22 protein-coding genes and 1 pseudogene are annotated in these 26,535 nt (G+C 54.5%); 13 read left to right on the forward strand and 10 right to left on the reverse strand.

Annotation, left to right across the window (positions count from 1 at the left end; genetic code table 11):
• Positions 1–6 precede the first annotated feature (6 nt).
• Together ACVBEG_RS04625 and ACVBEG_RS04630 are read right to left on the reverse strand one after the other, a co-directional pair.
• Positions 7–3,120 (reverse strand): multidrug efflux RND transporter permease subunit, encoded by a 3,114-nt coding sequence (locus tag ACVBEG_RS04625; protein ID WP_447107415.1) that lies wholly within the window; start codon positions 3,118–3,120, stop codon positions 7–9.
• On the reverse strand, positions 3,117–4,277 hold the full coding sequence (locus ACVBEG_RS04630) for an efflux RND transporter periplasmic adaptor subunit (RefSeq protein ID WP_330200629.1): 1,161 nt from the start codon (positions 4,275–4,277) through the stop codon (positions 3,117–3,119). Before ACVBEG_RS04630 ends, ACVBEG_RS04625 begins: the two co-directional genes overlap by 4 nt.
• A 381-nt stretch (positions 4,278–4,658) precedes the next feature.
• Here ACVBEG_RS04630 and ACVBEG_RS04635 point away from each other — a divergent pair, with 381 nt between their 5' ends.
• The 7 genes from ACVBEG_RS04635 (at position 4,659) to ACVBEG_RS04665 (ending at position 11,545) form a co-directional block, all read left to right on the forward strand.
• Entirely contained in the window at positions 4,659–5,006 is a 348-nt protein-coding gene (locus ACVBEG_RS04635; protein ID WP_322215151.1) for a hypothetical protein, read from the forward strand.
• Positions 5,007–5,265: 259 nt separating this feature from the next.
• A complete protein-coding gene (locus ACVBEG_RS04640) occupies positions 5,266–5,847 on the forward strand; it encodes a fimbrial protein (RefSeq protein WP_322178077.1) in 582 nt (193 codons plus the stop codon).
• A gap of 61 nt (positions 5,848–5,908) precedes the next feature.
• On the forward strand, positions 5,909–6,658 hold the full coding sequence (locus ACVBEG_RS04645; RefSeq protein ID WP_407074561.1) for a fimbrial biogenesis chaperone: 750 nt from the start codon (positions 5,909–5,911) through the stop codon (positions 6,656–6,658).
• A gap of 268 nt (positions 6,659–6,926) precedes the next feature.
• Positions 6,927–9,386 carry a fimbria/pilus outer membrane usher protein gene (locus tag ACVBEG_RS04650; protein ID WP_322215186.1) on the forward strand — a complete coding sequence of 820 codons (2,460 nt, stop codon included), beginning with the start codon at positions 6,927–6,929 and terminating at the stop codon, positions 9,384–9,386.
• Complete coding sequence (locus ACVBEG_RS04655; protein ID WP_447107416.1) at positions 9,383–10,189, forward strand: fimbrial biogenesis chaperone; 807 nt, start codon at positions 9,383–9,385, stop codon at positions 10,187–10,189. The genes ACVBEG_RS04650 and ACVBEG_RS04655 overlap by 4 nt, the downstream gene beginning before the upstream one ends.
• Complete coding sequence (locus tag ACVBEG_RS04660; RefSeq protein WP_447107417.1) at positions 10,186–11,175, forward strand: fimbrial protein; 990 nt, start codon at positions 10,186–10,188, stop codon at positions 11,173–11,175. The genes ACVBEG_RS04655 and ACVBEG_RS04660 overlap by 4 nt, the downstream gene beginning before the upstream one ends.
• Before the next feature lie 118 nt (positions 11,176–11,293).
• Positions 11,294–11,545, forward strand: a complete 252-nt coding sequence (locus ACVBEG_RS04665) for a hypothetical protein (protein WP_322178080.1) — start codon at positions 11,294–11,296, stop codon at positions 11,543–11,545.
• A 29-nt stretch (positions 11,546–11,574) separates the two neighbouring features.
• Here ACVBEG_RS04665 and ACVBEG_RS04670 read toward each other — a convergent pair whose 3' ends face one another.
• The 4 genes from ACVBEG_RS04670 to ACVBEG_RS04685 form a co-directional block, all read right to left on the reverse strand.
• Positions 11,575–12,327: a YkgJ family cysteine cluster protein gene (locus ACVBEG_RS04670; RefSeq protein ID WP_322178081.1), complete on the reverse strand. Its 753-nt coding sequence runs from the start codon at positions 12,325–12,327 to the stop codon at positions 11,575–11,577.
• Positions 12,328–12,431: 104 nt separating this feature from the next.
• On the reverse strand, positions 12,432–12,755 hold the full coding sequence (locus ACVBEG_RS04675; RefSeq protein WP_322178082.1) for a hypothetical protein: 324 nt from the start codon (positions 12,753–12,755) through the stop codon (positions 12,432–12,434).
• Positions 12,756–12,820: 65 nt separating this feature from the next.
• Positions 12,821–13,276, reverse strand: a complete 456-nt coding sequence (locus ACVBEG_RS04680) for a GNAT family N-acetyltransferase (protein ID WP_322178083.1) — start codon at positions 13,274–13,276, stop codon at positions 12,821–12,823.
• Between the two features lie 44 nt (positions 13,277–13,320).
• Positions 13,321–14,223 (reverse strand): chemotaxis protein, encoded by a 903-nt coding sequence (locus ACVBEG_RS04685; RefSeq protein ID WP_322178084.1) that lies wholly within the window; start codon positions 14,221–14,223, stop codon positions 13,321–13,323.
• Positions 14,224–14,558: 335 nt separating this feature from the next.
• Here ACVBEG_RS04685 and hmpA point away from each other — a divergent pair, with 335 nt between their 5' ends.
• A complete protein-coding gene (gene hmpA / locus ACVBEG_RS04690; protein WP_322178085.1) occupies positions 14,559–15,740 on the forward strand; it encodes an NO-inducible flavohemoprotein in 1,182 nt (393 codons plus the stop codon).
• Between the two features lie 359 nt (positions 15,741–16,099).
• Here hmpA and ACVBEG_RS04695 read toward each other — a convergent pair whose 3' ends face one another.
• From ACVBEG_RS04695 to ACVBEG_RS04705, 3 genes are read right to left on the reverse strand one after another with little or no spacing between them, the layout of a single operon-like run.
• On the reverse strand, positions 16,100–17,068 hold the full coding sequence (locus tag ACVBEG_RS04695) for a PDR/VanB family oxidoreductase (protein ID WP_447107418.1): 969 nt from the start codon (positions 17,066–17,068) through the stop codon (positions 16,100–16,102).
• A gap of 16 nt (positions 17,069–17,084) precedes the next feature.
• Positions 17,085–18,437 (reverse strand): SLC13 family permease, encoded by a 1,353-nt coding sequence (locus tag ACVBEG_RS04700; protein WP_322178087.1) that lies wholly within the window; start codon positions 18,435–18,437, stop codon positions 17,085–17,087.
• A gap of 54 nt (positions 18,438–18,491) precedes the next feature.
• The gene (locus ACVBEG_RS04705; RefSeq protein ID WP_322178088.1) at positions 18,492–19,718 is read right to left on the reverse strand and encodes an aromatic ring-hydroxylating dioxygenase subunit alpha; all 1,227 of its coding nucleotides are present in this window, start codon (positions 19,716–19,718) and stop codon (positions 18,492–18,494) included.
• Positions 19,719–19,960: 242 nt separating this feature from the next.
• Between ACVBEG_RS04705 and ACVBEG_RS04710 the strand changes: the two genes are divergently transcribed.
• The gene (locus ACVBEG_RS04710; protein ID WP_322178089.1) at positions 19,961–20,503 is read left to right on the forward strand and encodes an SLOG cluster 4 domain-containing protein; all 543 of its coding nucleotides are present in this window, start codon (positions 19,961–19,963) and stop codon (positions 20,501–20,503) included.
• A gap of 76 nt (positions 20,504–20,579) precedes the next feature.
• Here the strand turns inward: ACVBEG_RS04710 and ACVBEG_RS04715 are convergent, their stop codons facing one another.
• Positions 20,580–21,497 carry a helix-turn-helix domain-containing protein gene (locus ACVBEG_RS04715; protein WP_322178090.1) on the reverse strand — a complete coding sequence of 306 codons (918 nt, stop codon included), beginning with the start codon at positions 21,495–21,497 and terminating at the stop codon, positions 20,580–20,582.
• A 455-nt stretch (positions 21,498–21,952) separates the two neighbouring features.
• On the opposite strand from ACVBEG_RS04715, the pseudogene ACVBEG_RS04720 reads away from it, so the two are divergent.
• From ACVBEG_RS04720 to cyoA, 4 genes and pseudogenes are all read left to right on the forward strand, one after another.
• A pseudogene (locus ACVBEG_RS04720) lies at positions 21,953–22,672 on the forward strand (MFS transporter); the annotation flags it as partial.
• A 16-nt stretch (positions 22,673–22,688) separates the two neighbouring features.
• Entirely contained in the window at positions 22,689–23,129 is a 441-nt protein-coding gene (locus ACVBEG_RS04725; protein ID WP_322178091.1) for an MFS transporter, read from the forward strand.
• 1,474 nt (positions 23,130–24,603) lie between these two features.
• Entirely contained in the window at positions 24,604–25,113 is a 510-nt protein-coding gene (locus tag ACVBEG_RS04730; protein ID WP_322178092.1) for a disulfide bond formation protein B, read from the forward strand.
• Positions 25,114–25,594: 481 nt separating this feature from the next.
• Positions 25,595–26,533: a ubiquinol oxidase subunit II gene (gene cyoA / locus ACVBEG_RS04735; protein WP_322178093.1), complete on the forward strand. Its 939-nt coding sequence runs from the start codon at positions 25,595–25,597 to the stop codon at positions 26,531–26,533.
• The last annotated feature ends 2 nt before the right edge of the window (positions 26,534–26,535 follow it).

The following is a 26,535-nucleotide window of genomic DNA, read 5'->3' on the forward strand; positions in this document are numbered from 1 at the left end:
CGACACTCACTTGTCTATGACCAGAACTGCTGCGGGGTCAGGCGCAGAGTGTGGCGGGCGCCGATGGAACAGCCGTTCTAGCTGCAGGTAGATCACCGGCGTGGTGAACAGGGTCAACGCTTGGCTGACGACTAACCCACCGACCACCGCAATCCCCAAAGGCTGGCGCAACTCCGCGCCGACCCCGTAACCGAGCATCAGCGGCAAAGCGCCGAGCAGGGCCGCGATCGTGGTCATGATAATCGGTCGGAAGCGCGTCAGGCAGGCTTCATAAATAGCATCTTGTGGGCTGAGCCCTCGATTGCGCTGGGCATCCAGGGCGAAATCGACCAACAGGATACCGTTTTTCTTGACGATACCGATCAGCAGCACGATGCCGATCAGCGCCATGATCGAGAAGTCCTGGCCCAGCAGCCAGAGCAGCAGCAGTGCGCCGATCCCCGCAGATGGCAGGGTCGAGATGATGGTCAGGGGATGGACGAAGCTTTCATACAGCACACCAAGGATGATGTACACCGCCACCAGCGCTGCCAGGACTAGCCACGGCTGGTTGGCCAACGAACTCTGGAACGCCTGCGCCGCCCCCTGGAACGAGCCGACGATTGCTGCCGGCATGGCGATGTCGCTCTTGGCCTTGTCGAGCATCAGCACTGCATCGCCCAACGCCACGCCGGGCGCGAGGTTGAAGGACAGGTTGGCGGCCGGGAACATGCCGTCATGGCTGATAGACAGGGGGCCAACGCTCGGTGGATCGACTTTGGCCAGGGCCGACAGCGGGACCATTTCGCCACTGAGCGGTGAGCGCAGATAGAAATAATTCAGGCTCTCGGCCTTGCCGCGTTGCTCGGTGTCGAGTTCCAGGATGACCTTGTACTGGTTGATGTCGGTCTGGTATTCGCTGATCTGCCGTTGGCCGAATGCATCGTAAAGTGCCTGATCGACGTCACTGGTGGTCAGGCCAAAGCGCGCCGCAGCGCTGCGGTCGATGCTGATGTGGGTGATGCTGCCACCCAGTTGCAGGTCGTTGGACAGGTCGCGGAAGGCTGGGTTTTCCCGGAGCTTTTCGGTCAGGCGCTGGGTCCAGGTATTGAGGAGTTGGCCGTCATTGCTCTTGAGCACGTACTGGTATTGGCTTCGACTCGGGCCGGAGCTGAGGTTGATGTCTTGCCCGGCGCGCAGGTACAAGACGATGCCCGGCACTGTTGCCAGTTTTGGTCGTATGCGGTCGATGAATTCGCTGACCGATACATCGCGATCACTGCGGTCTTTGAGGGCAATCCAGAAACGTCCGTTGGCGATGGTCTGGTTGCTGCCGGTCACCCCCACTGAATGGGAAAACGCCTGGACCGCCGGGTCTTCACTGACGATTTTGGCCATCGCCAAGTGTTTCTCGACCATGTCAGGGTAGGAAATGTCGGCGGCGGCTTCGCTGGTACCCAGCACGAAAGCGGTGTCCTGCACCGGGAAAAAGCCTTTGGGGATGACGATATAACCGGCGACTGCCAGAACCAGGGTCATGCCGAAAATCCCCATCATCACGCGCTGGTGAGCCAGTGCCTTGCGCAGGCCTCGTTCGTACAACGCCAATAAGCGCTCGCCGAAGCCCGGCTTGGCGTCGGGATCATGCTTGGGTGCGCGCATGAACAGGGCGGCGAGGGTGGGTGCCAGGGTCAGGGAGACCACTACCGAAATCAGAATGGTCGCGGTGGCGGTGAGGGCGAACTCCTTGAACAGCCGCCCGACCACGCCGCCCATGAACAGCAGCGGGATGAACGCGGCCACCAGCGAGAAACTGATCGAAACCACGGTGAAGCCGATTTCCCCGGCGCCCTTGATCGCGGCTTCGCGCATGCCGTCGCCTGCTTCGAGGTGGCGGTGAATATTCTCGACCACCACAATCGCATCGTCGACCACGAACCCCACGGCCACGACAATCGCCACCAGTGTCAGGTTGTTCAGGCTGAAACCGAACAGGTACATCATCGCGAAACTGGCGACCAACGACACGCCCAGCACACTGCTGACGATCAGGGTTGCCGATAACTGGCGCAGGAACAGGGCCATGACCGCGACGACCAACAGCACGGCGATCAGTAGAGTCATTTCCACTTCATGTAATGACGCACGAATGGTTTTGGTCCGGTCGTTGAGCACTGACACTTCCACCGACGCCGGCAGCATTTCCTGCAGGCGAGGTAACTCGCGCTGGATGCGATCCACGGTCTCGACGATGTTCGCCCCCGGCTGACGGAAGACCACCAGGTTGACCCCTTGTTGATCGCCGGACCAGGCTTTGACGTAAGCGTTCTCCGCACCGTTGATCACCGTTGCGACATCTTTGAGATGAACCGGCGCGCCGTCTTTGTAGGACACAATGAGCTGCGCGTAATCCTCGGGTTGGAACAGTTGATCGTTAGCGGAGAGTGTCGAGACATTGTCCTTGCCATACAGCGCGCCTTTGGCCAGGTTCAAGCTGGTTTGTTGCAGCGCCACGCGCACGTCGGCCAGGGTCAGCCTCAAGGCCGCGAGTTTCTCCGGTGCGGCCTGAACCCGGATTGCAGGGCGTTGTTGCCCGGTGATGTTGACCAGACCGACACCGTCGATCTGGCTGAGCTGGCGCGCGAGCAGGGATTCGGTGATGTCACTGAGTTCGGTGCCGGGCATCAGGTTTGAGCTGACGCTGAGGATCAGCACCGGGCTGTCAGCCGGGTTGACCTTGCGCCAGGTCGGCAAGTTGGGCATGTCAGCGGGCAGCCTGCCCGCAGCGGTGTTGATGGCCGCCTGGACTTCCTGGGCGGCGGTGTCGATGCTTTTGCTGAGAGTGAATTGCAGCGTCAGATTGGTCGAACCCAATGCGCTGCTGGAGGTCATTTGTGTCATGCCGGGGATTGCGCTGAACTGCACCTCCAGCGGGGTCGCGACCGAGGAGGCCATGGTTTCCGGGCTGGCGCCTGGCAGGGAGGCGGTGACTTGGATAGTCGGGAACTCAGCCTCTGGCAACGGCGCGACAGGCAGGCGTGGGAAGGCGATCAGGCCCAGCAACACCGCTGGAAACGTCAGCAGCAAGGTGGCGACCGGATGATCAATGCACCACGCCGATACCGACCCCCGGCCTTTCATCGTGCGGTCTCCATCGCAGTGTCCTGTCCGACGATGGACGGTGCGGTGATTACGTCGACGTGCGCCCCGGGTTTAAGCCGGGACTGGCCGTCGCTGACCAGTACATCACCGACGTCAGGGCCTTTGATCAGGGTCAGATCGCTGTCTTGATACACCACTTGCACCGGCACCACTTCCACCTTATTGCCCTTGACGCGGTAGGCGAAGTGCTGATCGACGCCGCGTTGGACCACTTGTGGCGGCACTTTCAAGGCATCCCGGTCAATGGCCGTCTGGATTTTTATGGTCACCAGCTGGCCGGGCCAGAGTTTCTCCGTGGGGTTGCTGAATTCGGCTTTGGCGCGAATGGTGCCGGTGTTGGCGGCCACCTGATTATCGATCAGGGTCAATTTACCCTCGCCCAACAACGTGCCGTTATCGGTATTGCCGATGTAGGCTTGAACGGCTGCTGGCGTGCTCCCGTGGACCAGCGCCTGCAAGGTTGAGAGCATCTGTTGCGGCAAAGAAAACTCGACGGCAATCGGGTCGATCTGGGTCACGGAGAACAGACCTTGAGCGTCGCTGACGCGCAGGAAGTTGCCTTCATCGACGTTGCGGATACCGACGCGGCCGGTCACCGGTGAGCGTATCTGCGTGTAGGACAACTGCACTTGGGCGGCCTCGATAGACGCCTGATTGCCCAACGCAGTGGCCTGAAGCTGATGGACCAGTGCTTGTTGCTGGTCGAACGTCTGCTTGGAAATACCGTTGTCCGTCGTCAGCAAGCGATAGCGTTTCAGATCGATTTGGGCGACGTCCAGTTGCGCCTGGCTTTGTCCCAGCTGAGCCTGGGCCTGAGCCAGCATCGCACGAATCGAACGGTCATCGATGGTCGCCAGCAGGTCGCCGGCTTTGACTTGCTGGCCTTCCTTGACCAGCAGCCTGGTCAGGATGCCATCGACTTGGGGACGAACGATGACACTGTGCAGCGAAAGCACGGAACCGATGCCGGTGACATAGCGCGGTACATCCTCCTTGATCACGCTGATGACCCGGACTGGAATCGCAGTCGGCGCCGACACTTTTGCGGGGGCAGGACGGGTCAGGCTCCAACTGGTGAGCGCGATGAGCACAACGATGGCGCTGGCGGCGATTGCGGTTCGGGTCTGTTTACGCATGCAGGGAAGGCGCCGGGCAAGTCAAAGGGAAGGACAGGGATGAGAGGAGGTACCTCGTGAGGGCTTTCGTCATCTTCAGTGTCAGCCCCTTCTTTATAGCCTGCCAACCCGGTCAGCAAAATGACGGCTAACTGACAGAATGGACAGCTAGCGCCGTAGGCCGGCTTAGCCTCTCAGTTCGGCGCGTGCGGGCGGTCTATTAAAGAAAAAACGAAGGTTGACGATAATAAAGAAAAGGCATCAGGTGCATGTTTGATATGATCGGCTGAAAGGTTGGTGAAAGATAGCCAGGGAAAGTTCTTACTTGTCGTTTTGAATTTTCGGGTGAACCCCTTTTTTCAGCGTTGTTTGTTGAGGTGAGACGCCGCACGGAGTACTGCAATGAACGGCAACTCGGTCAGTGGTGTATTGTTTTCGATCGTGGTGTTCACCTTCAGCGTCGTGGCATCAGCCAACGGTGGCGTTATTCATTTCAACGGGCAGGTGGTCAATACGGGATGTGCCGTTCAGACACGGTCTGATAGCTCCTATTTTAAAGCCTCGCAGCAGATTCAGGTCTCATCGGAAATCACCCTTGCCGTGGACACGTATCGGAATGCCTGCAGCGCTGATGTCATTCCTTTCAGTGCCGTGTTTACGGTACTTTCTTCCTCGGAAGCGGCGAGTGGTACAGGGGGGGCTCCGGACAAGAAGTCCAGGGCGGGGGTGGTTACGTTGACCTATCAGTAGTGTCAATACAGTCACTGTATCGATACTGTGTAAACCCTAACTGTGCTGACACTTTGCTTTTGCTGTTTTCGATGAAAGCCCCTGTTTCCGGGTGCCGATCACTAATAAGGAATATTCCCGCAGAAAGTACCTACTTGTCCTGTTGCCAAATCCATATGCGTAATATGTTTATCCTGACATTCAACAATGCTTCGTATCGTTATAGTTCTTTTCGTCCAATGATGGGCATATACGAACGAACGCAAGGAATGTCGTTAGCATGAAAAAAATCTCTCTCACATTGGCTGTACTGGGTGCAATGGGTTTAGGTGCGGTCGGTACCGCTAATGCTGCAAATAACGGGAAGTTGGTGTTCAACGGCACGCTGACCAACATTTCTTGTAACGTCGGGCCGGGCGCCGGGGTCGGTGCCGGCCCTAATGGAGATATCAACGTCGATTTGGGCAACGTTTCATTCTCTGATATAGGCTCATCGAGCGCGAGCAAGCTGGAAACCGCTACACCTGTCCAGCTGCTGGTCAATTGCAGCGCTGGCGTCGATCAATACAACACCGTGAAAATGCGCTTCGTCGCACGCTCCGGCAGCGGCCTGGATAACAATGACCCCAAGCTGTTGCGTACTACGGGTGCCGCAGACGGTGTCGGTATCGGCCTGCTCAACGCCCAATCCCAGATCATGGACTTGAGTGGCACCGAGACGATCGACAAACCGCTGATCAAGGATGGCGCGGGTGGCGCGACAGCCGAGTTGAATTTTGGCGCGGTCTACGTGCTTAACGGCACGCCGACCAACCCGGGCAACGCCGATGGATTCATGCCTTTCGTGCTGGACTACGAGTAAAACCGCTGACGGGGTGAGCTGCAGTCGCCCCGTCGCACCTCAGCTCAAGGTGAATGCCATCATGTTTTCTCCCTCCATTCGTTATGCCTGCCTTTCGCTGGTAATGATCCTGAGCGCAGGTGCCCAGGCAGGCATCGTGCTCAATACCACTCGTGTTATTTATCCGGCAAAAGACAAAGAGGTCAGTTTCGGCGTACACAACAGCGGCGGCGGAGAAATTCTCCTGCAGTCCTGGCTTGAGTCTGACGCCGGGGGCACTGTCGATTTGCCGTTTGTGATTATCCCGGCCCTGGCTCGCATGCCGGGCGACGGCAAGCAACTGCTGCGCATCATGTATGCCGGCGTGGACATGCCGATGGACCGCGAGTCGGTGTTTTGGCTCAACGTGCAGGAAATTCCTCAGGCCGCGGCAAAGAACGCTTTGCAGATCGCGATCCGCCAGCGCATCAAGGTGTTTTTTCGGCCTCAGGGGTTGGAGGTGGAGCCAGCCCAGGCGCCGGAAAAACTTCAATGGCGTCTGCTGGAGGATGACGTGTTGCAGGTGAGCAATCCTGGACCCTATTACGTGTCCATGGTCAGGATTGAGGTTCGGGACGGTACAACTCACGTGATGAAAAAGGACAGCCAGATGCTGGCGCCGAATCAATCCTTGAACGTGCCGCTTGTCAGGCGGGCAAGCGGTCGTCCCTTGAGTCTGAGTTTTATCAGCATCAATGACTTCGGTGGGCAGGTGCCCTATAGGGCCACGCTGACCGCGCGCGAGTCGATCAACGCGGTCAAGGTCGCCAAGACCGATACCGGCGTCAGGTAACGACTCCTCCAGAATTTTTTATTCATCGAGCAATCCGAGTGACGGCCTCTGCGTTGACTCGGCAGTTTTGCGCCTGCGCGAAAGGATTCTCCGGTGCGACTGTACTCCAAGGATTGAGTGATAACAGCAAATGGAACGGCTCAACCGAAGTACCCAGGGATTTTTTTCAGGTGATCTCCTGCGCACCAATAAAAGCCTCCCGAGGTTTTATGTGCGCGCATCGTTCAGGCTCAGTACGCTCGCCATGGGTGTTGGTATGGCGTTGTCGATGCAGGCCATGGCGGCGCCAGATCAATCCGGCGACGCCGCAAAGGGTTCCCCAGTGGAATTCAATACGGCCTTTATCCAGGGCACCGATGAACCCGCCGACCTCAAGGAATTTTTGCGGGGCAACAGTGTTTTGCCAGGCGTCTACCGGGTGGATGTGTACGTCAACCGGGTCCTGAGTGGACGCAATGATGTCAGGTTTACCCAAAATACGGCCTCAGGCTTGATCGAACCCTGCCTGACGTTGGAGATGCTCCGGGCATTTGGACTGGACATGGAGCGCTTGCACAACGACGCAAGCCTGGCGGTTGATTTGCAACCGAGTGCTTGTTTTGACCTGGCGGCACAGGTCGAATTTGCTCGGGTCGACTACCAGCCCAATAGCCTGCGCCTGAATGTCAGCGTGCCGCAGACCGCCATGGCCCGTAGTGCTCGAGGTTACGTGTCACCCGAACTCTGGACTGAAGGCGAGACCGCCGCCTTCATCAATTACAGCTTCAACGGCGCCCGTCGGCACAATCAGCAAGAACGCACGGATCAGTATTACCTGGGCCTGCGAAATGGCCTGAACCTGGGCGCCTGGCGCCTGCGCAACGAGTCGTCGCTGACCTACGGCGGCAATCAGCCTTATCGCTTCAGCAGCAACCGCACGTTCGCCCAACGTGACCTGACGCGGCTCAAGGGGCAACTGACACTCGGTGAGATCTACTCAAACTCGCTGATTTTTGACAGTGTGCGGTTCAGCGGCGCCGAAATCGCCTCCGATGACGGCATGCTGCCTGACAGCGAGCGGGTCTACGCTCCGACGATTCGCGGTATTGCCGAGACCAATGCCACGGTTGAAGTTCGCCAGAACGGCTTTCTGCTGTACAGCAGCAACGTTTCTCCGGGGCCGTTCGAGATTACCGATATCTACCCCAGTGGCTCCAATGGCGATCTGTTGGTCACGGTGGTGGAGGCGGATGGGCGCACGCGCACCTTTACGCAGGCATTTACCTCGTTGCCGATCATGGTGCCCAACGGTGCGTTCCGCTACAGCCTCGCCGCCGGTCGATACGACAGCAATGCCGATCAACAGTCCTCGCCGACATTCACCAGTGGCACCCTGGTTTATGGTCTATCCGAACGGTTGACCGGGTTCGGTGGACTGCAATGGGCCGAGGATTATCAGGCGGCGAATGTCGGGGCGGGGGTCAACACCGGCTTGGGGGCTTTTTCGGCCGACGTGACGCAGTCGATCAGCCAGGCGCGTGTGAGCAAGACTAGCCAGGGCCAAAGCGTGCGGTTGCGCTATGCCAACACCCTCGATGTGACGAACACCACCTTAGCCGTCGCGGGTTATCGCTATTCCACCGAGCAATACCGCACGCTGCAGGAGCACGTAGAGGAACTCGATGGGCGCATCGCTCGAACGGTCACCGGCCGGGCAAAGGATCGGGTAGAGCTCAATGTCACGCAGTCGCTGCCGGAGCAATCCGGTTCGTTGAGCCTGACCGCCAGCGATCAGCGTTACTGGAACCTGCCGGGTAAAACTCGTCAGTTGTACCTGTCCTACAACAGCGCATGGAAAACTGTCAGTTACAGTCTGTCGATCGAGCGTAACCAGCAATTGGACGGTGACGGGCAGGCCAACACCGATCATCGGCTTTCCCTGAGCCTGACAGTACCGTTGGGCTCAAGCTCAAGCGCGTCCCGGACATCGTTCAATCTGGTGCGCGACAGCCAAGGAGACTACAACGCCCAGGCCGGTCTCAGCGGCCAGGTGCTGGACAATCGAAATGCTTTTTATTCGCTACAGAGCGGGCGCGACAGCAGCTCCGGCACTTTCGGATCCGGCAAACTTAACACCACCACGCCCTACGGTCGCTTTGAGGCCGGGTACAGCCAGGGTCGCGATTACGATGCTTTTAGCGTGGGTGCATCAGGGTCGCTGGTTGCTCACGGCGGCGGGGTGAACTTCGGACAGCCTTTGGGTGAAACCTTCGCCCTGGTCGAGGTGCCAAACGTCAGCGGTGCAAAACTGACCAACTACAGCAACGTCGAGACTTCGGACAACGGTTACGCGGTGTTGCCTTACGCCCAGCCTTACCGAACCAATTGGGTCAGTCTGGACACTCGCCAGTTGGGGGCGGACGTCGAGGTGGATAACGCAATCGTCCAGGTGGTGCCACGTCGCGGCGCCGTGAGTGTCGTGCACTTTGCCGCGTCGATCGGTCGCCGTGTGCAATTCGAACTGGTGCGCGCTGATGGCAGTAAGGTGCCGTTGGGCGCTAGCGTAGAGGACGAGCACGGCAAGTCTTTGGCGGTGGTCGACCCCACCAGTCGCGCGTTGGTGTTGACCGGTCAAGATCAAGGCGTACTGCGAGTGAAGTGGTCCGATCAAGGCTGCCGGGTGCCCTATAGCCTGCCGCCAAAGGACCCGTTACGTGCCTATGAACGACTGAAGGTGACCTGCCAATGAGTCTGTCGAAACGACTCGGTCAGAGGCTGATCAGCCTTATGTTGCTACTGATGGGGGTCGCCAGTGCCAGCGTGCAGGCTGCGGTGTCCCTTACCGGAACGCGGTTGATCTTTGACGGGGCTTTTCGCGAAGTCAGTATCGAAGTGATCAACCGGAGCCCTCGCGAGGTGCTGCTCCAGGCGTGGTTGAGCAGCGCCGCGAATGAGGGCGATGGCGTGCCTGATGATCTGCCGTTTGCCCTGACGCCTCACCTGTCACAACTGCCTGTTAACGGCAAACAGGCGCTACGCATCTTGTATGAAGGCGTCGGTATGCCGCAGGGGCGGGAGTCGCTGTTGCACCTGTACGTGATGGAAATCCCTCGGCGCGCAGAAGGTGAGAACCCACTGAGCATTGCCATTCGCCAGCGCATCAACGTGTTTTATCGCCCGCCAGGTTTGCCCGGTGATCCGGCTGATAGCGCCCAGGAATTGGTCTGGCAGCTGACCCGCGATGCGAACGGCAGGATGTCGTTGCAGGTCAGCAATCGGTCTGCTTTCCACGCCTCACTGCAGGACCTGCAGCTCGAGGGCCGCGCTGGAAAACATGACGTCAGCGACTACCTGTTGCTGCTGCCGGGGACCACCCGAATCTTACCCCTGAGCGCCGCCGAGCCCGCTGACAGCCAATGGCAATACATGTCCTTCAAGGCCCTTACTGATTATGGCGGCCAGCGTAGTTACCGCGCCGAAATTGACGGACGTTTACCGTTCAAGGCCAGGTTGCTGCCAGGCATTGCCCACTTAAAAGGCTTACAACCATGATCGATATTCGCTGGATTCGATGTCTACTGCTGGTGCTGCTACTGGCCCCGGCGACGTGTTTTGCCTTGGTCTGCAAGGAGCAGGGTGCAGGCGCTGCGGTGATCAATGGCGATCTGGGCAGCACTGTTGCCATTCCTGCCGCGTCGCCCGAGGGAACAATCGTCTGGCGCTCGGATCGGTTCAATGCTCAGGTCGAATGCTTCAAGGACGGTCTGCAAGAGCAGCAGGAGGAAGTGTTCATTTATCTGAACCCGGATAACGTGCCGATTGGCCAAGGTATTCGCGCGGGTTTGACCGTCGACGGTATCGATTATCTGCAGAACAGCGGCCGGATAGGCACAGGCCAGAGTGTGCCTGTTTGTCATGAAAGTGACGCGAATATGGCTGCATGTCCGCGCATCACCTTCAATCTGGTGTTCTCGGTGTTCGTGCAAAAGTTCGGTCCGACGCCACCGTCGGGGGTGGCCAGTCATCTGCTGGACTATCGGATGTTCCAACTCGACAGTGCGGCAGGCTTGAACCCGTTGCCCGGCTACAGCCTGAGCTACGTCATCAATAACCTGACCGGCCTGCGTTTCATTGCCTGCGATGCCGAGCTGCAGGTCACCCCGGAGACCGTCGAGTTTGGCTCGATAGGGATTCAGGAGGTAGCGGTGGGGCGGGTCATTGATCGACGTCCGTTTTCACTGGTGACCAGCCGCACCTGTGACACTCCGTTCAGCCTCGATGCGCGATTCAAGCCGGTGTCAGGTGTGCTGTCTGGCGATTTACTGATTCCCACGGCCAACGACGGCGTCGGTATCCGCATCATCAATGGCCGCGATGGCGCGACGTTGCCTTACAACCAGTCCTTCCATCTGGCGGATCTGCTCGGGACGAGTCAGTCGGCGAAGGCCGATTTCGAGGCCGAACTGGTCTGGCAAAGCCAAACACCCAAAGCAGGCGCCTTCGAGGCCGAAGTCATCATTGATCTGTTTTACAAATAGCAGGCGATAGGAGGTGAGTGGTGATGGCGGCAGGCCGCCTGTGATTCAGGTATGCTGCCGGGCCTTGGGCGACTGCCCATTTTCGCCAGATGACTGACTCGATACTTTTGGAGCTTCCATGACTACCCCCGAACACACGCCAGCTCCTGAAGCCGTCGTCACCGAAGAGGTGACAGTCGTCGAGCCGGGTGCTGAAACCACCGATAAAAAAGCCGCCATTCCTGCGTTCAGCTTTCCATTCAAACCGGGCGAGTTGTTGCAGGCCAAGACCCAAGACTCGCTGTATTACAAGAAGTCGGGCAAAGCCAGTCATAACAAAGTCCCCGGTGTCGCGCCTCACGGCACACGCAAGACCATGGGCAAACGCTGATTTTCAGGCCTGCCCAGCCTCGCCGGGCGTTATGCAAAAGAAATGAAGGCATAGTCCAGCGGATCGGCGCTCACCACCTGAGCGCCGGCCTGTTGCAGCGTATTGGCAATCTCCGCGCCCGATACGTGAAAACCCCAACCCGGTTCGACGGACAGCGCAGGTAACGTGCCGCTGTCGGCGATCTGTTGCGTGGCGGCCGCAAAGGCCTGCATGTCCGGCAGGTACGCGGTAAAACCGTCACCTTTGAGGGCGGTGGTGCGGATCCCCAGCAGTTTACAGATAGCATCTTTGGCGGCGACCTCATCGCGATCCGCCTGGCGCGATTGTTCGATCAGTGCCGTCAGTTGGGTATCGACCAGGTTGCCACCGACGATCAAGTCCGGCCCGTGCTCCCATGCATTCGGCGGACAACCTTTTGCTTCAGGTCGCAGGGGGATGTGCGGGTTGATCTCCATCGGGTAAATCCGACAGACCAAGGGACGTCGTTCATAGATACGGCACAGGTTTTCTGCGTCAAGATTCCGACAAGGCCCGACGTTATAAGCCGCGAAGGTAATGGCGACATACACCTGCGCTGTGCCGCTGGGCACCCGGCATGAACGACGTTGGGCATGCGTGCGTTGCAACTCAGGCACGCCATAACCGTCTTCGAGGAAACCCTCTACGAGGATGATCACCGCGCCGCCGTCAGCCGCCCATTGGCTCGCCTCGGACAGCGTCAGGGGAACGTGATGATCGGTGCAACACTTGCCACAACCTACGCATGAAAACGGTGTGTTCATTGACGTAAAAGACCAGAAAAGACGCGCGTTGACGGTGACAATTTGCAGGCGCGGTCACCGCCGGGGACAAGTGTCGAAGCAAATTGTGCGCCACTGCCAAGCGTCTATTTTTTCGGCAACGTGGTCATTTCATCCCACTCGGTCACGGTGGCTTTTTGGGTTTGACGTTGGTACAGGCACAGCTCGGTGCCGGTTTTGTTCTTCATGTGCGCCTGCGGGTAGCGGCCTTTGAGCAGGAGTGCGCTGTACCCGACGCTGTCATCGAACAAGGCTGCGGTGCCGGCCGGTTTTACCTCTTTAAGCTGACTGGCGTTTATGCAACTGGCGATGACGGCTTTGTCCAGGTCGCTCCAGGCCTGGCTGCTGGACGCATTGGCATGGGTTGCAGCAACCGCAAGGGCAATGCACAGCGCAGTGGATGCTTTCATATCAGGCTTCTTCCGAGTGGTGCTTCCAAAGGTCGGATTATGGCAGACGCCGTTGCGAGGCGGCCTTAGTCGACAGTAAAGCGCTGGACGTAACGCATACCTGATGTTTCATACAGGCGCCGAGCGTCATGGTTATTGTCCATCACCTTGAGGTCGACGCACGCTTCACCCCGCACGCGGAAAGCCTCGAATGCATGGTTCAGCAGGGCACGTGCGAAGCCTTGGCGGCGGGCGCGTGGATCCACCACCAGATCCTTGATAAAGGCACTGGTCCAGCACAGTACAACGCCTACCACACCGTATTCATCAGCAGCGATAAAACACAGTGACGGGTCGAACTCGGGGTCGGTGGCGAACGCTTTGTGCCAGTCCTCATAGTCCGGCACGCTGCCTTCGCCTTGCTGGTAACCGAGTACCAATAATGCGTGCACTTGTGGCGCGAGTTCAGGGCTGAACTCGAGAAGGCTAAGTGCGGCAGGCCATGCTGTGGGGGCGATGGTCTGAAGCAGATCGCGGCGCATCAGCCAGCACCAAGCCGTCGAATCCTCTGGCTGGGGGGGCTGTATTAAATGCCCTGGGCCTCGACCGTACGGGCTGCCTGAATCAAACATTTGGTCAACTCGGGTGAAGAGAATTTAGTCAGCACGGCATTTGCTCCTGCAGCCTTGGCTTTTTCGCTGTTCATCTTGCTGTCCAGAGAGGTGTGCAGCAGGACGTACAGGTCCTTGAAGTCAGGCGTTTCACGCAGGGTACGGGTAAAGGCATAGCCGTCCATTTCCGACATTTCAATGTCGGATACCACTACGTTGATCTGCTCCTCCGTGCCTTGCAGTTCGAGCAGGCGGTCGATGGCTTCTTTGGCGCTACGGGCGGTGTGGCAATGAATGCCAAGATTGCGCAGGGTGATCAGCGATTGCTGCAAGGCGACCTGGCTGTCATCGACCACGAGGATCTTGGCTTTGGCCAGTACCTGGGCGTCTTCTTCGCTCAGGTGCGCAGGCTCGTCGGCGATGATCCTCGCCGGGGCGATGCCGTGGATGACTTTTTCGATATCCAGCACCTGTACCAGCACGCCGTCGACCTGAGTCACACCCGTGATAAATGACCTGTTACCAGAGGCGAAGGGTGGAGGTCGGATGTCCGTGGTCAGGCAATGCACGATCTTACTCACTGCCTGCACGTGCAGGCCCTGTTTGGAACGGCTGACATCCGTGACGATCAAGCAGCCACCCGAAGGGTCGAGCAGCGGTTGTTCACCAATGGCCCGACTCAGGTCGATCACCGACAACGATGCGCCGCGCAGGACGGCGATACCTTTGACGTGAGGATGGGATTCGGGCAAGCGGGTCAGGGCAGGGCAGGGGATGATCTCGCTGACCTTGAGCAAGTTGATGGCCATCAGCTTGCCGCTGCGCAACGTAAACAGCAGGAGTGACAGGGAGTCAGCGCGGGCATTATTTGAGGACATATCAACCTTCTGAAAATTAAAGGCGTCGCTACAAGAGTGGCAAACAGCTTTCGATGCCGGGTTATCGACTTGCAAAGGTTTCGCTTTAGGGTATTTGTGCCTCAGGGCAGTAAACAGTCAAGCCGATCAATGATGCTGTCGGCAAAATCAGCGCAAGGCAGCGTTGTGTTTTGGTAGTCATAAGGACGCAAAGGAGTCTTATTGACTATTATTTATCATGTGTCATTTTGACTTAATATTTTCAAGCTATTGATTTTTATTATAAAAATAGCTGGCACGAATCCTGATGTGTAAGCGGCAATTAGCTAGAAGCCTTGCGGCTCAGGAGTCCAATCGTGTTGAACGCTCAAGATCGTGCCATCGTCAAATCCACCGTGCCCCTGCTTGAAAGCGGTGGAGAAGCGCTGACCACTCATTTCTACAAAATGATGCTCGAGGAATACCCAGAGGTGCGCCCGCTGTTTAACCAGGCGCATCAGGCCAGCGGTGATCAGCCCCGCGCGCTGGCCAACGGTGTACTGATGTACGCACGGCACATCGACGAACTGGAGCAGTTGGGCGATCTGGTGGCGAAAATCATCAACAAGCACGTCGCTCTGCAAATCCTGCCTGAGCATTACCCTATCGTCGGCTCCTGCCTGATCCGCGCCATCGCCGAAGTGCTGGGACGCGACATTGCCACTGACGAAGTATTGCAAGCCTGGACCCATGCGTATCAGCAACTGGCCGATATTCTGATCGGTGCCGAGGGCGCGATCTACGACGAAAAAGCCGAAGCCGTTGGCGGCTGGCGCGGTGCGCGTGAGTTCAAGCTGGTAAACCGGGTGGATGAAAGTGCCGAGATCACTTCTTTCTATCTGCAACCTGCGGATGATGGGCCGATTCTCGGATTTACCGCGGGTCAATACATTGGTTTGCAGTTGTTCATCGGTGGCGAAGAAATGCGCCGCAACTATTCGCTCTCGGCAGTGGCCGGCGGCAACCAATACCGCATCAGCGTCAAGCGCGAACCCAATGGCGTGGTGTCCAACTACCTGCATGACCAACTGCAGATTGGCGATAGCCTCCAGTTGTTCACGCCGTCGGGCGAATTCACCCTGACTGAGAGCCAAAAGCCGTTAGTGTTGATCAGCGGCGGTGTTGGCATCACGCCGACACTGGCCATGCTTGAGACCGCGCTGGAAACCTCACGCCCCGTGCACTTTATCCACTGCGCGCGCAATGGCGCGGTGCATGCGTTTCGCGATTGGGTCGATGGTCTGGCGGGGCGTCACCCGCAACTCAAGCACTTCTATTGCTACGCCGAAGACGATGGCGTGAGCCCAGCGGCGGATGCGGTTGGCCTGCTTGATCAGCAGCAGCTGGAACAGTGGTTGCCCGAAGATCGGGATCTGGATGCCTACTTCCTGGGTCCGAAAGGGTTCATGGCCGTGGTCAAACGCCAGTTGAAAGCAGCCGGCGTACCAGAGAAACAAAGTCGCTACGAGTTCTTTGGCCCGGCTTCCGTGCTCGAATAAACTCGGCGGAATAAAAAATGCCGTCAGCCTCTGTCAGGGGCTGGCGGCATTTTTTTGTCCGCGCTTCGCAGGGTCTATTCGGTCCGCATGACATGCAGCATTCGAGAATAAATTCCCTGCCCAAGGTCCCATATTCATATTTGCGGAGGTATTCACACGACCTTCACAGGCCTTTTGCAGATCCCTGTCGGAATTTATTCGCGAATGTTTCGATAGGGCATGCCTGACACCCCGGAAATTTAAGGCTTATGTGGCCGCGATATGCTTTCGCGGGGCTGCATTTTCAGCAGACGGCCGAGCGTGCGTTGGAACTCAAAGTTCAGGCGAACACTATAAACTCCACACAATGGATGATGGGATTACAGATCCAAGGTGAGCCGAGGGCCCATACACCTTGAAACACAGGGGAGCATTTTATTGTTCATCGCCCTGTCTTCGGTGCTTAGTACTTCGTCGCGGTGGTGTGGCACTCCATCCAGTACCGTTATGACGCATGCTCCGCTGACTCCAGCCTCACAGGATGTTTCAATCTCGATAGCGTTCTCAAATAGAATATCCGTAATCGACTTGTTGGAGGGGACTATCAACGTAATACCTGTACGAGCGAGAACGACTTCGAATGACTCGTTGTTAAGCGAGGGGCTCGTCGAAGCAGGCGAAAAATATTCATAATGGATGTGGGATGGAGGTAGGCACTGACTAGCTAATAACTTCACGGACTCCATAAAGGGCGCAGGGCCGCAAAAGTACACGTGTGGAGTATCAGAGGTGGCGAGAAGTATATCCTGCAGCGCTAAAAGCGTCGCGGAAGGATTAAGTCCAAAATAGAAGTGGACTTGTGACGAAAAATTGCAATTTTTCAGCCTGGCCGCATACGCGGCGGCCCCCGGTGATCGAGCAAAATAGTGGAGTTCGAATATCTTGCTCGATTGATGCAGGCTATGACACATTGCGAGCAGTGGCGTTACTCCGATCCCGGCCGCGATTAATACAACGCGCTCTGCAGTTTCATCAATAGAGAAATGGTTGAGCGGCTGGCTTATCTTGATTGAATTTCCGACATGCAGGTTCGCATGCAATCGAGCCGAGCCGCCGCGGGATACCGGATCTCGCTTAACGGCGATTTCATAAACGCCTTCTTCACCAGGGTCATTGCACAATGAGTATTTGCGGATGAGTCCATCGCAAATATACACGTCGACATGTGCGCCTGCTTCGAAACGAGGCAGGGATAATGAAGTTTCCTCTGCCACAAGGCGCCAGGACACCACGTCGCTCGCTTCATCTTGGCGGGATATTACACGCACCGACATAGTAGACTGAGTCATATTTATTACCTTGAGATTAAAGAAACCCTATTAATTTCCACCAAAGTGCGTTGGCAGGGATAACAAACACGAGTCCAAAGAATCCCGTCAAGAGACAGTATCTAAGAGCGTCCGCGCGGTGTATCCGTGATATATCGATACCAAAAGCCACGGGGGGCGACTGGTAGGGAAGAAGTGTTGTGGAATAGCCCATCACCTGAGAGAGCATTCCCATTTTCAAAATGGCACTGTCATGTAGAATGGAACTTGCCATTGGAACAAATAAGGCAGGTGCGGCATTTGATGTTACCAGTGAGCTAAGTAGTACCGACAATCCCGTCATAAATGTATAGGCCAGCATTGGGTCTTTCAGAGACACGTTCGTAATGATTTCTGGAGGCGAGCTATCGAGATGTCCAACCAATGCTGCCAAGCCAATAACAGCCGCAATGAACCATAGCAAATCTATTTTTAATGTCGTTATGAATTTATCTAGTTTTTCAGAAGTAGATGTCAAAAAGTAAACAATGACAAACCCAAGTCCAATCCAGCCCGGAGCGATATGATGCATCGCGTCGGTAAACCACAAAAAAAGCATCAAAGAAATCAAGCCCAGAGTGCATTTCTCTTCTCCGGACCAGGGACTCAGCGGGGCGAACCGGTCGATTACCTCTATTCTGTCATGGAAGAAAAAATATGAGACTGCAATTAGTACGCCTCCACGGATCAATACGCCAGCCGGAAAGAAATAGAATAGATACTCGGAATAACCAAGCGTTATATCTTCTGTCTCTTCCAGCGTACCTGCCATAATCAAGTTTGGTAAGTTTGCGGGCAAAACAGCTGCAGCGAGCGCATATGAACCTACGACGACTAGCAATAAAATGCCACTTCGCCCTTTACGGCTCTTATCAAGACCGGCTGCGTCACAATAACCTAGGGCGAGAGGAACTAAGATTGCGATTCGACCGAACGTCGACGGCATCACCAAGGACAAAATGAATGCCACAGTAGCAAAAACAAACAGAGCCCGCAGGTAAGAACCGCCAATTGTTTGCGCCAACAGTATCCCTATTCGTTGACTCAATCCGCTTTCTTTTAATGCGAATCCTATTACCATACCGCTGAATACTAGCCAGAAGGCACTTGAAGCAAAGCCGGAGAAGATTTCTGACGTCGGCACCTCAGTCATCGTGACGGCCATGAGGAAAAACAAAAGTGACACCAAGAAACCGGGAATAATAGATGTCGCCCATAATAGAATGCTCACAAATACGATGCCTATAATGCGCGCATTCATTGCATTCATTTGCCCAGACAAGACCAACGATAATAAGACCGCGACGCCTCCACTTAATCCCAGCATTGTCGTAAAGCCTTTCTTCGTCATACCCACCCCTTTTACTCATTCAAATGCGCCTAACGATTCGTCGGCACCGTGGCATTACGATCGTGCAACGGGAGAGCTTGCTGGGATTTCGTACTCCTCATGAGCGTGATCGAAAATATCCTCGAACGCCTTTTTCTGCACAAAACTTGGATCGGGTTGGCAACTCATCGGCAGATAGCCTCCCATCCATTGGCGAAGATCGGTGACTTTCGGACAGTCCCCGTAAATATTGGCTATTGGACGGCCACCCGCCTGAACAATCTCAATTTGTTCTTTAAGCAACTTTCGGAACATGACAACGCCACGATCCGAGGCGCCAAGGAGCTCGTTCGTGCGATCCAGGATAGCCCCCTGAGTTTCAACGACCATGGCATCCTGACTCATGAATGTATCCATGGTGTAGCGGCCTTGATCATCCATCCTGGAAGGCTGGGTAATAATTTTTGGAGGAAGCACAGCCTGATTATCTGCCAAACTCTTTGAGGGTAAAAAAGAAACCCAGAAGATACGCGTTGTCGTATCGTCAACGGGCACGCGCCAGTGCATTTCGGTCATGATCCGCAGCATGTTGGGAAATACCATCAGGTTGCCCCATCCCCGACCAAACCCTTCATACTCCCAGCTTTTCACGATGCCCCAGTCAAACCGTTGAAAGCCAAAACGCTTAAAAGGCTTGTTGAATCCTGAGTTATCCGCTATCCCCAAATGCTCAAAATATTTGGAATGGGTATAAAAAGTATGAGTGACATCTACTGCGTTCTCTTGAACCTGTAGCCAGTTACAGGCGAGATCATCTTGAGTCTCAAAATGGCGAACCCCATCGTTTCGGGTAAGGATGTCCCAGTTTGGAAAGGCAGGCTTATCCACCTCAGGCCCTAAATAGGCGAAGATTAATCCACCGCACTCCTCGGTCGCATAGCTTTGAATCAGCTTTTTACAGGCGCGGTTGGCCTTTTCTGATTCAAAGGGCCGCTCTACGCATTCTCCTGCTCGATTGTATCGCCAGCCGTGATAAGCACAGCGGATTGACTCCCCTTCTACGAAACCATATAGCAACGAAGCTCCACGATGAGGGCAGCGCTCCTGAACCAGCAGCAGCTTGCCTTCTTCAGTTCGTGCCAGGATCAGGTCCTCCCCCAACAACCTAACCTTCTTTGTCTGCCTCGCTTCATTCAATTCAGAAGAGAAACCTAGAGGATGCCAATACCTACGCATAAGGTCACCGCATGGGGTGTTGGGACCTATACGTGTCAGCATTTCATTGGTTGCTTGATCGAGCATCAGATTTTCCTTTTCTCGTGATTTGAACCTGGACGGCCTGGTGCGTAGACGGCCTAAAGGTGATTGATTTTGGGATGTCAATTTGTCTATTTTTTTAGACTATAAGGAGAGAAATATCCATTCAAGCGTTAAAATTCACCAGAATATCGGCGCTTATCAAAAAAACGGCAGATTTCGTATCAAAATTGATATAACCTGCAGCTGTGCAATGCGTTATTTTCTATTTTTAAAGGAGGCATAAAATGCCGGTAGTGGGCGTGATGGGGTCGGGCACAACAGAATGGATCGAGCTTGCCAATCCGCTTGGTCAGTGGCTTGCAGAGAATGGATATGACTTAGTGACCGGCGGGGGGAGTGGCTCGATGCTTGCTACCTGCCGCGCATTCAGGCAAACATCGCCTCGCCTAGGGCGCTCTATTGGCATAGTTCCGACTCAACCAGACCAATCCTGCGGATTCGTGCCATTGGCTGAATATCCAAATCCCTTTGTTGACATCACTATCGTCACACCATTACCGAGGTATGACTCCAACACGCCAGTCGCGGCGCTTAGCCGCAACTATGTGAACATCTTGACGAGTGATGTGGTGATCGCGCTGCCAGGGGGGCTAGGTACGCTCAATGAACTGGAGCTTGCTGTCCGGTTCTCAAAGCCCGTGATGTGCTTCGGTCCAGTCGATGCTTTTCGTCAAGCACCGGACAATATTGAAAGAACGGAAGATTTCAAGCGAGTTTGCCGTTTTATTGTTGGCGTCACTAAGACTTCGGTTGCATCTATAGTATAGCTCCCTATGGGGACTGGGCTTTTTGGAGCGCTCGGTCAGGACGGCGCCATCATCCATATAGTGGTATGGCAAGTGATTAGAGCTTGGCAAGCAGATCTATTAGCAATTGCCTTGCGCTGTTCCCTGAACTAGCTCGATCAAGGAGGCCTAATGTCATTTTTTTATACATGTCAACAACTTCCGGGGCGGAAGCGACACTTGCAATGCCAGTGTCGATATTCGGTAACTCTCCTAGACGGTAAGGGCTAACGGCTACGTAAGACGCGTGGGGCTGTTCGAAAATCTGGAAAGTGGTACTGGGCAAGCTGTCATCTATAACAAATATTTCAATATTGGATTCAGCACCGATGAGATCAATTAGATGCTCGACCTCCCGTCGAGCAAGCAGGGCACGCTCCATTCTTACGCTTGGCGGCAGATCTAAACGCCCCACCAAGCCGATATGAAGAAAGCGTTCTATTTGCCTGAGGCTGATAATTTGCCTGACCTTGAATTTGTGCTTCAAGAATGTCTCTTTCCGCTCATTCAAAATGCTCAATATCAGTATTTGCTTGAGACCGTCCTCATCGGTGAAATCCTTTGGCCTGGACTCGCCAAGCATGGTGACAAACTGGTCGTTGTATGCTGGTGAGGTCAGTAGGTAGGAAAATGGGTCAAAGTACGAAAGGATGCGAGTTGACTTGGCTTCCAACTGACGCATACGTTCGAAATAGCCCAGCGCATTGTCGAAATACTCAGTATCCGAACCTATAAGGCTAGAAAATGACACATCCAAAAGCACCGCTAGTCTCTCTAGGGTTTCCAGTTTGAAAATTTTTCCAAGCTCTAATCTGTAGACGGCGGCACGCGAAATTTGCAGCTTTTCCGCGATCTGGTCCGCATTCAGTTGCCGACCTATTCGATAAGCCCTGAGACGTTCGCCTATTGCTATGTAATCAATTTGACTCACTTGCGCGGCTTCCTGAAGACACCAATCAGTGTGGTTAATAGACATGATGCTTTGCCCCGCGGCCACATCCAGCGAAATGGTATGCCGGTTTCGACTTACCCACTGTATCAATATTTAGACATCCGGCCTATCAGGTAATTTTAAAGCAAGGTCCGTCTTGAGGCGATCCGCCTTGAGCGTGTACCACGAAGATTCTATAGGCAATGGGTTCGCTAGCTAAGCGAGCATGACTTTCACCCTCTATTGTTCTTCGCTTACGCAACACAGGAGCGACGTCAGCGATGCTCACCAGTGCATGAGGGGGGGGCGGTCCCGTCTGTATCAAAAATTAGACAGAAATAAACGCGCTGCCTCATACGCGCCGACGTCCACGTCATAACTATTCAGATGCCGACAGCTTGTTTGGAGAACAAACCGTGAAAGATCCACAGCTACCCAAAAAAATTCAATCCGCCGAATCCCCCGTTAAAGCTTTGATAGCCAGCGTTAGCGGCTATGCGATGGACGGGTTTGACCTATTGATCCTTGGATTCATGCTGCCCGCAATCAGTCTCTCCCTTCAGTTGAACATCTCTCAGGCAGGCTCGCTTGTGACTTGGACTTTACTGGGGGCTGTGGCTGGGGGGCTATTCTTCGGTCAGTTGAGCGACCGTTTTGGTCGAATCAGGGTTCTGAGTTTGTGCATCCTGACGTTTTCTATATTCACTGGGTTGTGTGCCGTTGCTCAGGGATATTGGGACCTTCTGATCTACCGCACCCTTGCGGGCTTCGGCCTGGGGGGCGAGTTTGGCATCGGAATGGCGCTTATTGCTGAAACCTGGCCTGCCAGTAAACGCAATCGCGCCTCTTCATATGTAGCGTTGGGCTGGCAGGCCGGTGTTTTGGCGGCTGCTCTGATAACGCCCGTTCTTCTTCCTCATATAGGCTGGCGAGGAATGTTCCTGGTGGGTTTGGCGCCGGCGCTGGTATCGCTTGTAATTCGTCATGCCATGGGGGAACCGGAAGAGTTCATACGTTCTGCAAAGGAGCCATTATCTTTCGCTCGTCGATTTGGAGAGTTAATCAAAGACCGCCACACCCTGAAGGCAAGCATTGGAGTAACAGTACTGACTTCAGTGCAGAATTTCGGTTACTACGGGCTCATGATCTGGATGCCAAGTTACCTCTCCGAACGGTTCGGCTTCTCTTTGATGCAGTCCGGGACCTGGACGGCAGTGACCGTTGCAGGCATGGCAATTGGCAATTGGCATTTGGATCTTTGGTCAACTAGCCGACAAATATGGCCGGTGGCGAATCTTTCTTGTGTACCAAGCCGGCGCGGCAGTCATGGTTCTCTTTTATGCCCGCCTAGAGGATCCCTTGAGCATGCTGCTCACCGGAGCAGTCATGGGTGTGTTTGTGAATGGAATGATCGGTGGTTACGGAGCTTTGATTTCTGAACTATATCCTCCCCAAGCAAGAGCGACCGCTCAGAATGTACTCTTCAATATAGGACGCGGTGTGGGAGGCTTCGGTCCTTTGATAGTCGGCGCGATTGCCTACAGCTATTCCTTTTCCGCCGCGATTGCACTGTTGGCATCTATTTACGTTCTGGCCATGCTGGCAACGATTCTATTGTTACCACAGGACAAAGGGCGGAACAATGAACTGGAAACCGTTTTGAAACCTACCGACTAACAATACAAACATCCCCGCGTTCATTCCGCAAAAAAAACGGCTGTATCTATTGATAACGAGGTTTTTCGGTCATGAAGGTGCTCACAAATTAAAATCTGTAACATTATATTAAAGCCGCGGGTCTCATAAAACTTCTTGACCTGAAAACCTGAATGCTTAATTATTACGACATCGCCCGTGAAGCGTCCTACATTACCACACTTAACAACGCATATTTCAGTCGTCACATTCATCGATAGTTTCCATTCAGGCTTCAATTGAAGGCGGTCAGCGTTGAGGCGTTAACAATCAAGTGTTCAAAGCATTTTTTGGAGGAAGCATGTACCCATTGAAACTATTTGGTGAACGCGTTAGCCTAGGAAAAAAACTCTGAATATGACTTCAAGTTCTGGTGAGATATCCAAGTTCCACGGACTAAGTAGTTGAGTTCCAGAAAGAGATACCCGATGCGGAGTACGCAAGTAAGCGTAAATAAACCCGCAGCGATGCATCCTGATGGAAATGGATCAGAACATGCGGTGAAAGGTACGGGGGGCACGATGGCATGTGATGGTGCCTATAGAAAAGGCTCGCCTACAATGTGGAGAACAACCTCTAAAAAGCCGAGAAACTGACCAGTTATTCAATGAGGGCTAACTCTAAAATGTTGATAACAGAGTGCTTAATGTTTAGCGATACACAAACAGCTGAAAGAAGTGGCTATTTTCGATGCTCCTCAAATAATGATTAGAATCAGAGTGTTCAATGTGAACATGGTCTGCCCCTGCTAAGATACTCTTCAGAACAATCGTCAAGGATGCGAGATATTAATATGAATTTCAATGAAGTTTTTCAGCTATTCTCTAATTCCCACTCAGGAACTGATTCATTCAAGCTTGCGATGAACCAATGTGAGGAAATTATTTATCTGCGGCCTGATCAAGCTTCAGTTTGCTTTTTCATAAAAGAGTACTGCAGTACCTATGTTTTGCGGTTTGAGGATCAAGAAGTCCAGCCTGGGTTCGCCAAGAATAAGCACATGGAATTGGTCGGGTACATGAAGGTCCTGGATGCCGCACTCGAGACCCAAAATAGTCGGACTATTCTCGATGCCTTGGATTCAGTTATTATCCTTTATACAGAACGAAAGATCACCGAATAGACAACTGACTTATCGGGATGATTTTGTTTGAAAACCCAAAAAACACATGCATTGAGCTTGTCGCTTGATTACTCAATGCTTGGGTAAGAATGAAGCATCTGAGTGATCATGAGGTCGGCAGCTGTTTTTGTAAGCAATGTGACAAGACAGGATAGGTAGTCAGCGTTCGCGAAGGGTTTGACGCGGTGTGTCAGATCCATCGCCATCGGGCGCCTGAATTGTTCCGTACAGCGGTTTTTCACTTGAGTTGGTAACCTCTGCCCACGATTATCGCGGGCGATCAGACCGTTGTGCATTTACACTCCGGGTCACACCATTTCAAAAGGTAAGGGAATGAGCGACAGCACGATGTACCTAAGACGCGAAAAGCGCTTTCTGGTCTTGCTCGGGGTGATCTGCCTCACGTTGATCGGAGGCGCGCTTTACATGCAAGTGGTATTGGACGAGGCGCCATGCCCGCTGTGCATTCTTCAGCGTTATGCCTTGCTGTTTATCGCCATCTTCGCCTTCATTGGTGCCGCGATGCCGGGCAGACGCAGTACTACGGTGTTCGAGGGGCTGACCGTGCTCAGTGCGATTGGCGGCATCGTCGCTGCCGGCCGTCATGTCTACATCCTGGCGAATCCGAACGAGAGCTGCGGTCTGGATGTATTGCAGCCTATCGTCGACGGTCTGCCGCTGGCGTCCTGGTTCCCGTTGGGCTTCCAGGTCGATGGCTTCTGCACCACGCCGTACCCACCTATCCTCGGTTTGTCGCTGGCGCAGTGGGCTTTGGCTGCCTTCGTTCTGACAGTGATATTGGTACCGCTGGGGATCATGCGTAATCGTCGCACCGCCCGCTGAATTCAGTTGGACACCGCAAAAGCCCTGTTTTCCTACGGAAAGTAGGGCTTTTTTTCAGCCCCGATAATGTCCTTGCTGGCTGATCATTGCTGAATATGAGAATAACTGTTGCAGAATAAGTCATAGTCAACAAATGGTTACATATCTACAATCGCTAACACTTATCAGTCAGCACCGCTTTGCAATTGACAAGAAACGAGGTCGAAAGCGTCTCTACGCACTCTATGTAGATCACGCCGATACGATTTCAGGGACTGACACCCTTTCAAAAAATCCGCACCAAATGGAATTGGTCTGCTAACCAGGCCGTTGCCACACCAGTTCAATAAGAAACCACAGACAATTCTGGATTTGCCGCCCAGCTCTCGAGCTTTTCTGGCAGGCCCTTATTCAATCAAAAAAACATGCCAACACCTGGCAGGGTGAAGTGTTGGCGGTCGAAACCTATGTGCATTGCGTGCGCAGCTTTAGAGGTCGTGAGATGAGTAGAAAAAGGTACCCCAGATTGTTTGGCTCGTTGGCCCTTTTGAGCATGCTTGCGCTGGGTGGTTGCAACATGGCCCTGCTCGATCCAAAAGGGCAGATAGGCATCGACGAGAAAAATCTGATCATCACCGCGACGCTGCTGATGCTGCTGGTGGTTGTTCCGGTGATCATCATGACGTTCGCCTTCGCCTGGAAATACCGCGCTTCGAACACCAAGGCGACCTACGCGCCGAACTGGGCTCACTCCGGCAAGATTGAAGCCGTGGTGTGGGGCGTTCCAACCTTGATCGTGATCGCGCTGGGTATCCTGATCTGGAAATCGAGTCACGAACTTGACCCCTACAAACCGTTGGACTCCAGCGTCAAACCGGTGGTCATTGAAGTCGTCGCAATGGACTGGAAGTGGTTGTTCATCTACCCGGAACTGGGTATCGCCACGGTCAATGAGATCAAGTTCCCGGCCAATGTCCCGGTTAACTTCAGGATCACATCCGACTCCACCATGAACTCGTTCTTCATCCCGGGCCTTGGCGGTCAGATCTATGCCATGGCCGGTATGGAAACCAAGCTGCACTTGATCTCCAACGAAGAGCATGTGTACGACGGCATGGCGGCCAACTTGAGCGGCGAAGGCTTCTCGGACCAGAAATTCAAGGCCTATGCCACGTCGCAAGCGGACTTCGATGCTTGGGTCGCAGCAGCCAAAAAAGCACCACACCCGCTTGAAATCGCTGAATTCAATCAGTTGGCCAAGCCTAGCGTGAAAAACCCTGTTGAGTACTTCGCCAGCGTTCAGCCCAACCTGTTCCAGACCATCATTGATAAATATGAAGGGATGAACAAGGCCAAGGGGATGCACCACAAGGCGGACGATGCACCAGAAATGACGGGCATGGACATGAAAATGCATTCGGCTGCCGGCGCAGAGGAGTAAGA

It is taken from the genome of Pseudomonas sp. GG8 (assembly GCF_052976945.1).

Excerpts from the sequence above, each read along its gene's own strand:
- ACVBEG_RS04715 (WP_322178090.1), bottom strand. The coding sequence starts at position 21,497 with ATGTCTATTAACCACACTGATTGGTGTCTTCAGGAAGCCGCGCAAGTG.
- ACVBEG_RS04670 (WP_322178081.1), bottom strand. The coding sequence starts at position 12,327 with ATGAACACACCGTTTTCATGCGTAGGTTGTGGCAAGTGTTGCACCGAT.
- ACVBEG_RS04630 (WP_330200629.1), bottom strand. The coding sequence starts at position 4,277 with ATGCGTAAACAGACCCGAACCGCAATCGCCGCCAGCGCCATCGTTGTG.
- ACVBEG_RS04685 (WP_322178084.1), bottom strand. The coding sequence starts at position 14,223 with ATGTCCTCAAATAATGCCCGCGCTGACTCCCTGTCACTCCTGCTGTTT.
- ACVBEG_RS04660 (WP_447107417.1), top strand. The coding sequence starts at position 10,186 with ATGATCGATATTCGCTGGATTCGATGTCTACTGCTGGTGCTGCTACTG.
- ACVBEG_RS04655 (WP_447107416.1), top strand. The coding sequence starts at position 9,383 with ATGAGTCTGTCGAAACGACTCGGTCAGAGGCTGATCAGCCTTATGTTG.
- ACVBEG_RS04695 (WP_447107418.1), bottom strand. The coding sequence starts at position 17,068 with ATGACTCAGTCTACTATGTCGGTGCGTGTAATATCCCGCCAAGATGAA.
- ACVBEG_RS04700 (WP_322178087.1), bottom strand. The coding sequence starts at position 18,437 with ATGACGAAGAAAGGCTTTACGACAATGCTGGGATTAAGTGGAGGCGTC.
- ACVBEG_RS04640 (WP_322178077.1), top strand. The coding sequence starts at position 5,266 with ATGAAAAAAATCTCTCTCACATTGGCTGTACTGGGTGCAATGGGTTTA.
- ACVBEG_RS04710 (WP_322178089.1), top strand. The coding sequence starts at position 19,961 with ATGCCGGTAGTGGGCGTGATGGGGTCGGGCACAACAGAATGGATCGAG.
- ACVBEG_RS04680 (WP_322178083.1), bottom strand. The coding sequence starts at position 13,276 with ATGCGCCGCGATCTGCTTCAGACCATCGCCCCCACAGCATGGCCTGCC.
- ACVBEG_RS04730 (WP_322178092.1), top strand. The coding sequence starts at position 24,604 with ATGAGCGACAGCACGATGTACCTAAGACGCGAAAAGCGCTTTCTGGTC.
- ACVBEG_RS04665 (WP_322178080.1), top strand. The coding sequence starts at position 11,294 with ATGACTACCCCCGAACACACGCCAGCTCCTGAAGCCGTCGTCACCGAA.
- ACVBEG_RS04675 (WP_322178082.1), bottom strand. The coding sequence starts at position 12,755 with ATGAAAGCATCCACTGCGCTGTGCATTGCCCTTGCGGTTGCTGCAACC.
- ACVBEG_RS04635 (WP_322215151.1), top strand. The coding sequence starts at position 4,659 with ATGAACGGCAACTCGGTCAGTGGTGTATTGTTTTCGATCGTGGTGTTC.
- ACVBEG_RS04625 (WP_447107415.1), bottom strand. The coding sequence starts at position 3,120 with ATGAAAGGCCGGGGGTCGGTATCGGCGTGGTGCATTGATCATCCGGTC.
- cyoA (WP_322178093.1), top strand. The coding sequence starts at position 25,595 with ATGAGTAGAAAAAGGTACCCCAGATTGTTTGGCTCGTTGGCCCTTTTG.
- ACVBEG_RS04705 (WP_322178088.1), bottom strand. The coding sequence starts at position 19,718 with ATGCTCGATCAAGCAACCAATGAAATGCTGACACGTATAGGTCCCAAC.
- ACVBEG_RS04645 (WP_407074561.1), top strand. The coding sequence starts at position 5,909 with ATGTTTTCTCCCTCCATTCGTTATGCCTGCCTTTCGCTGGTAATGATC.
- ACVBEG_RS04650 (WP_322215186.1), top strand. The coding sequence starts at position 6,927 with ATGCAGGCCATGGCGGCGCCAGATCAATCCGGCGACGCCGCAAAGGGT.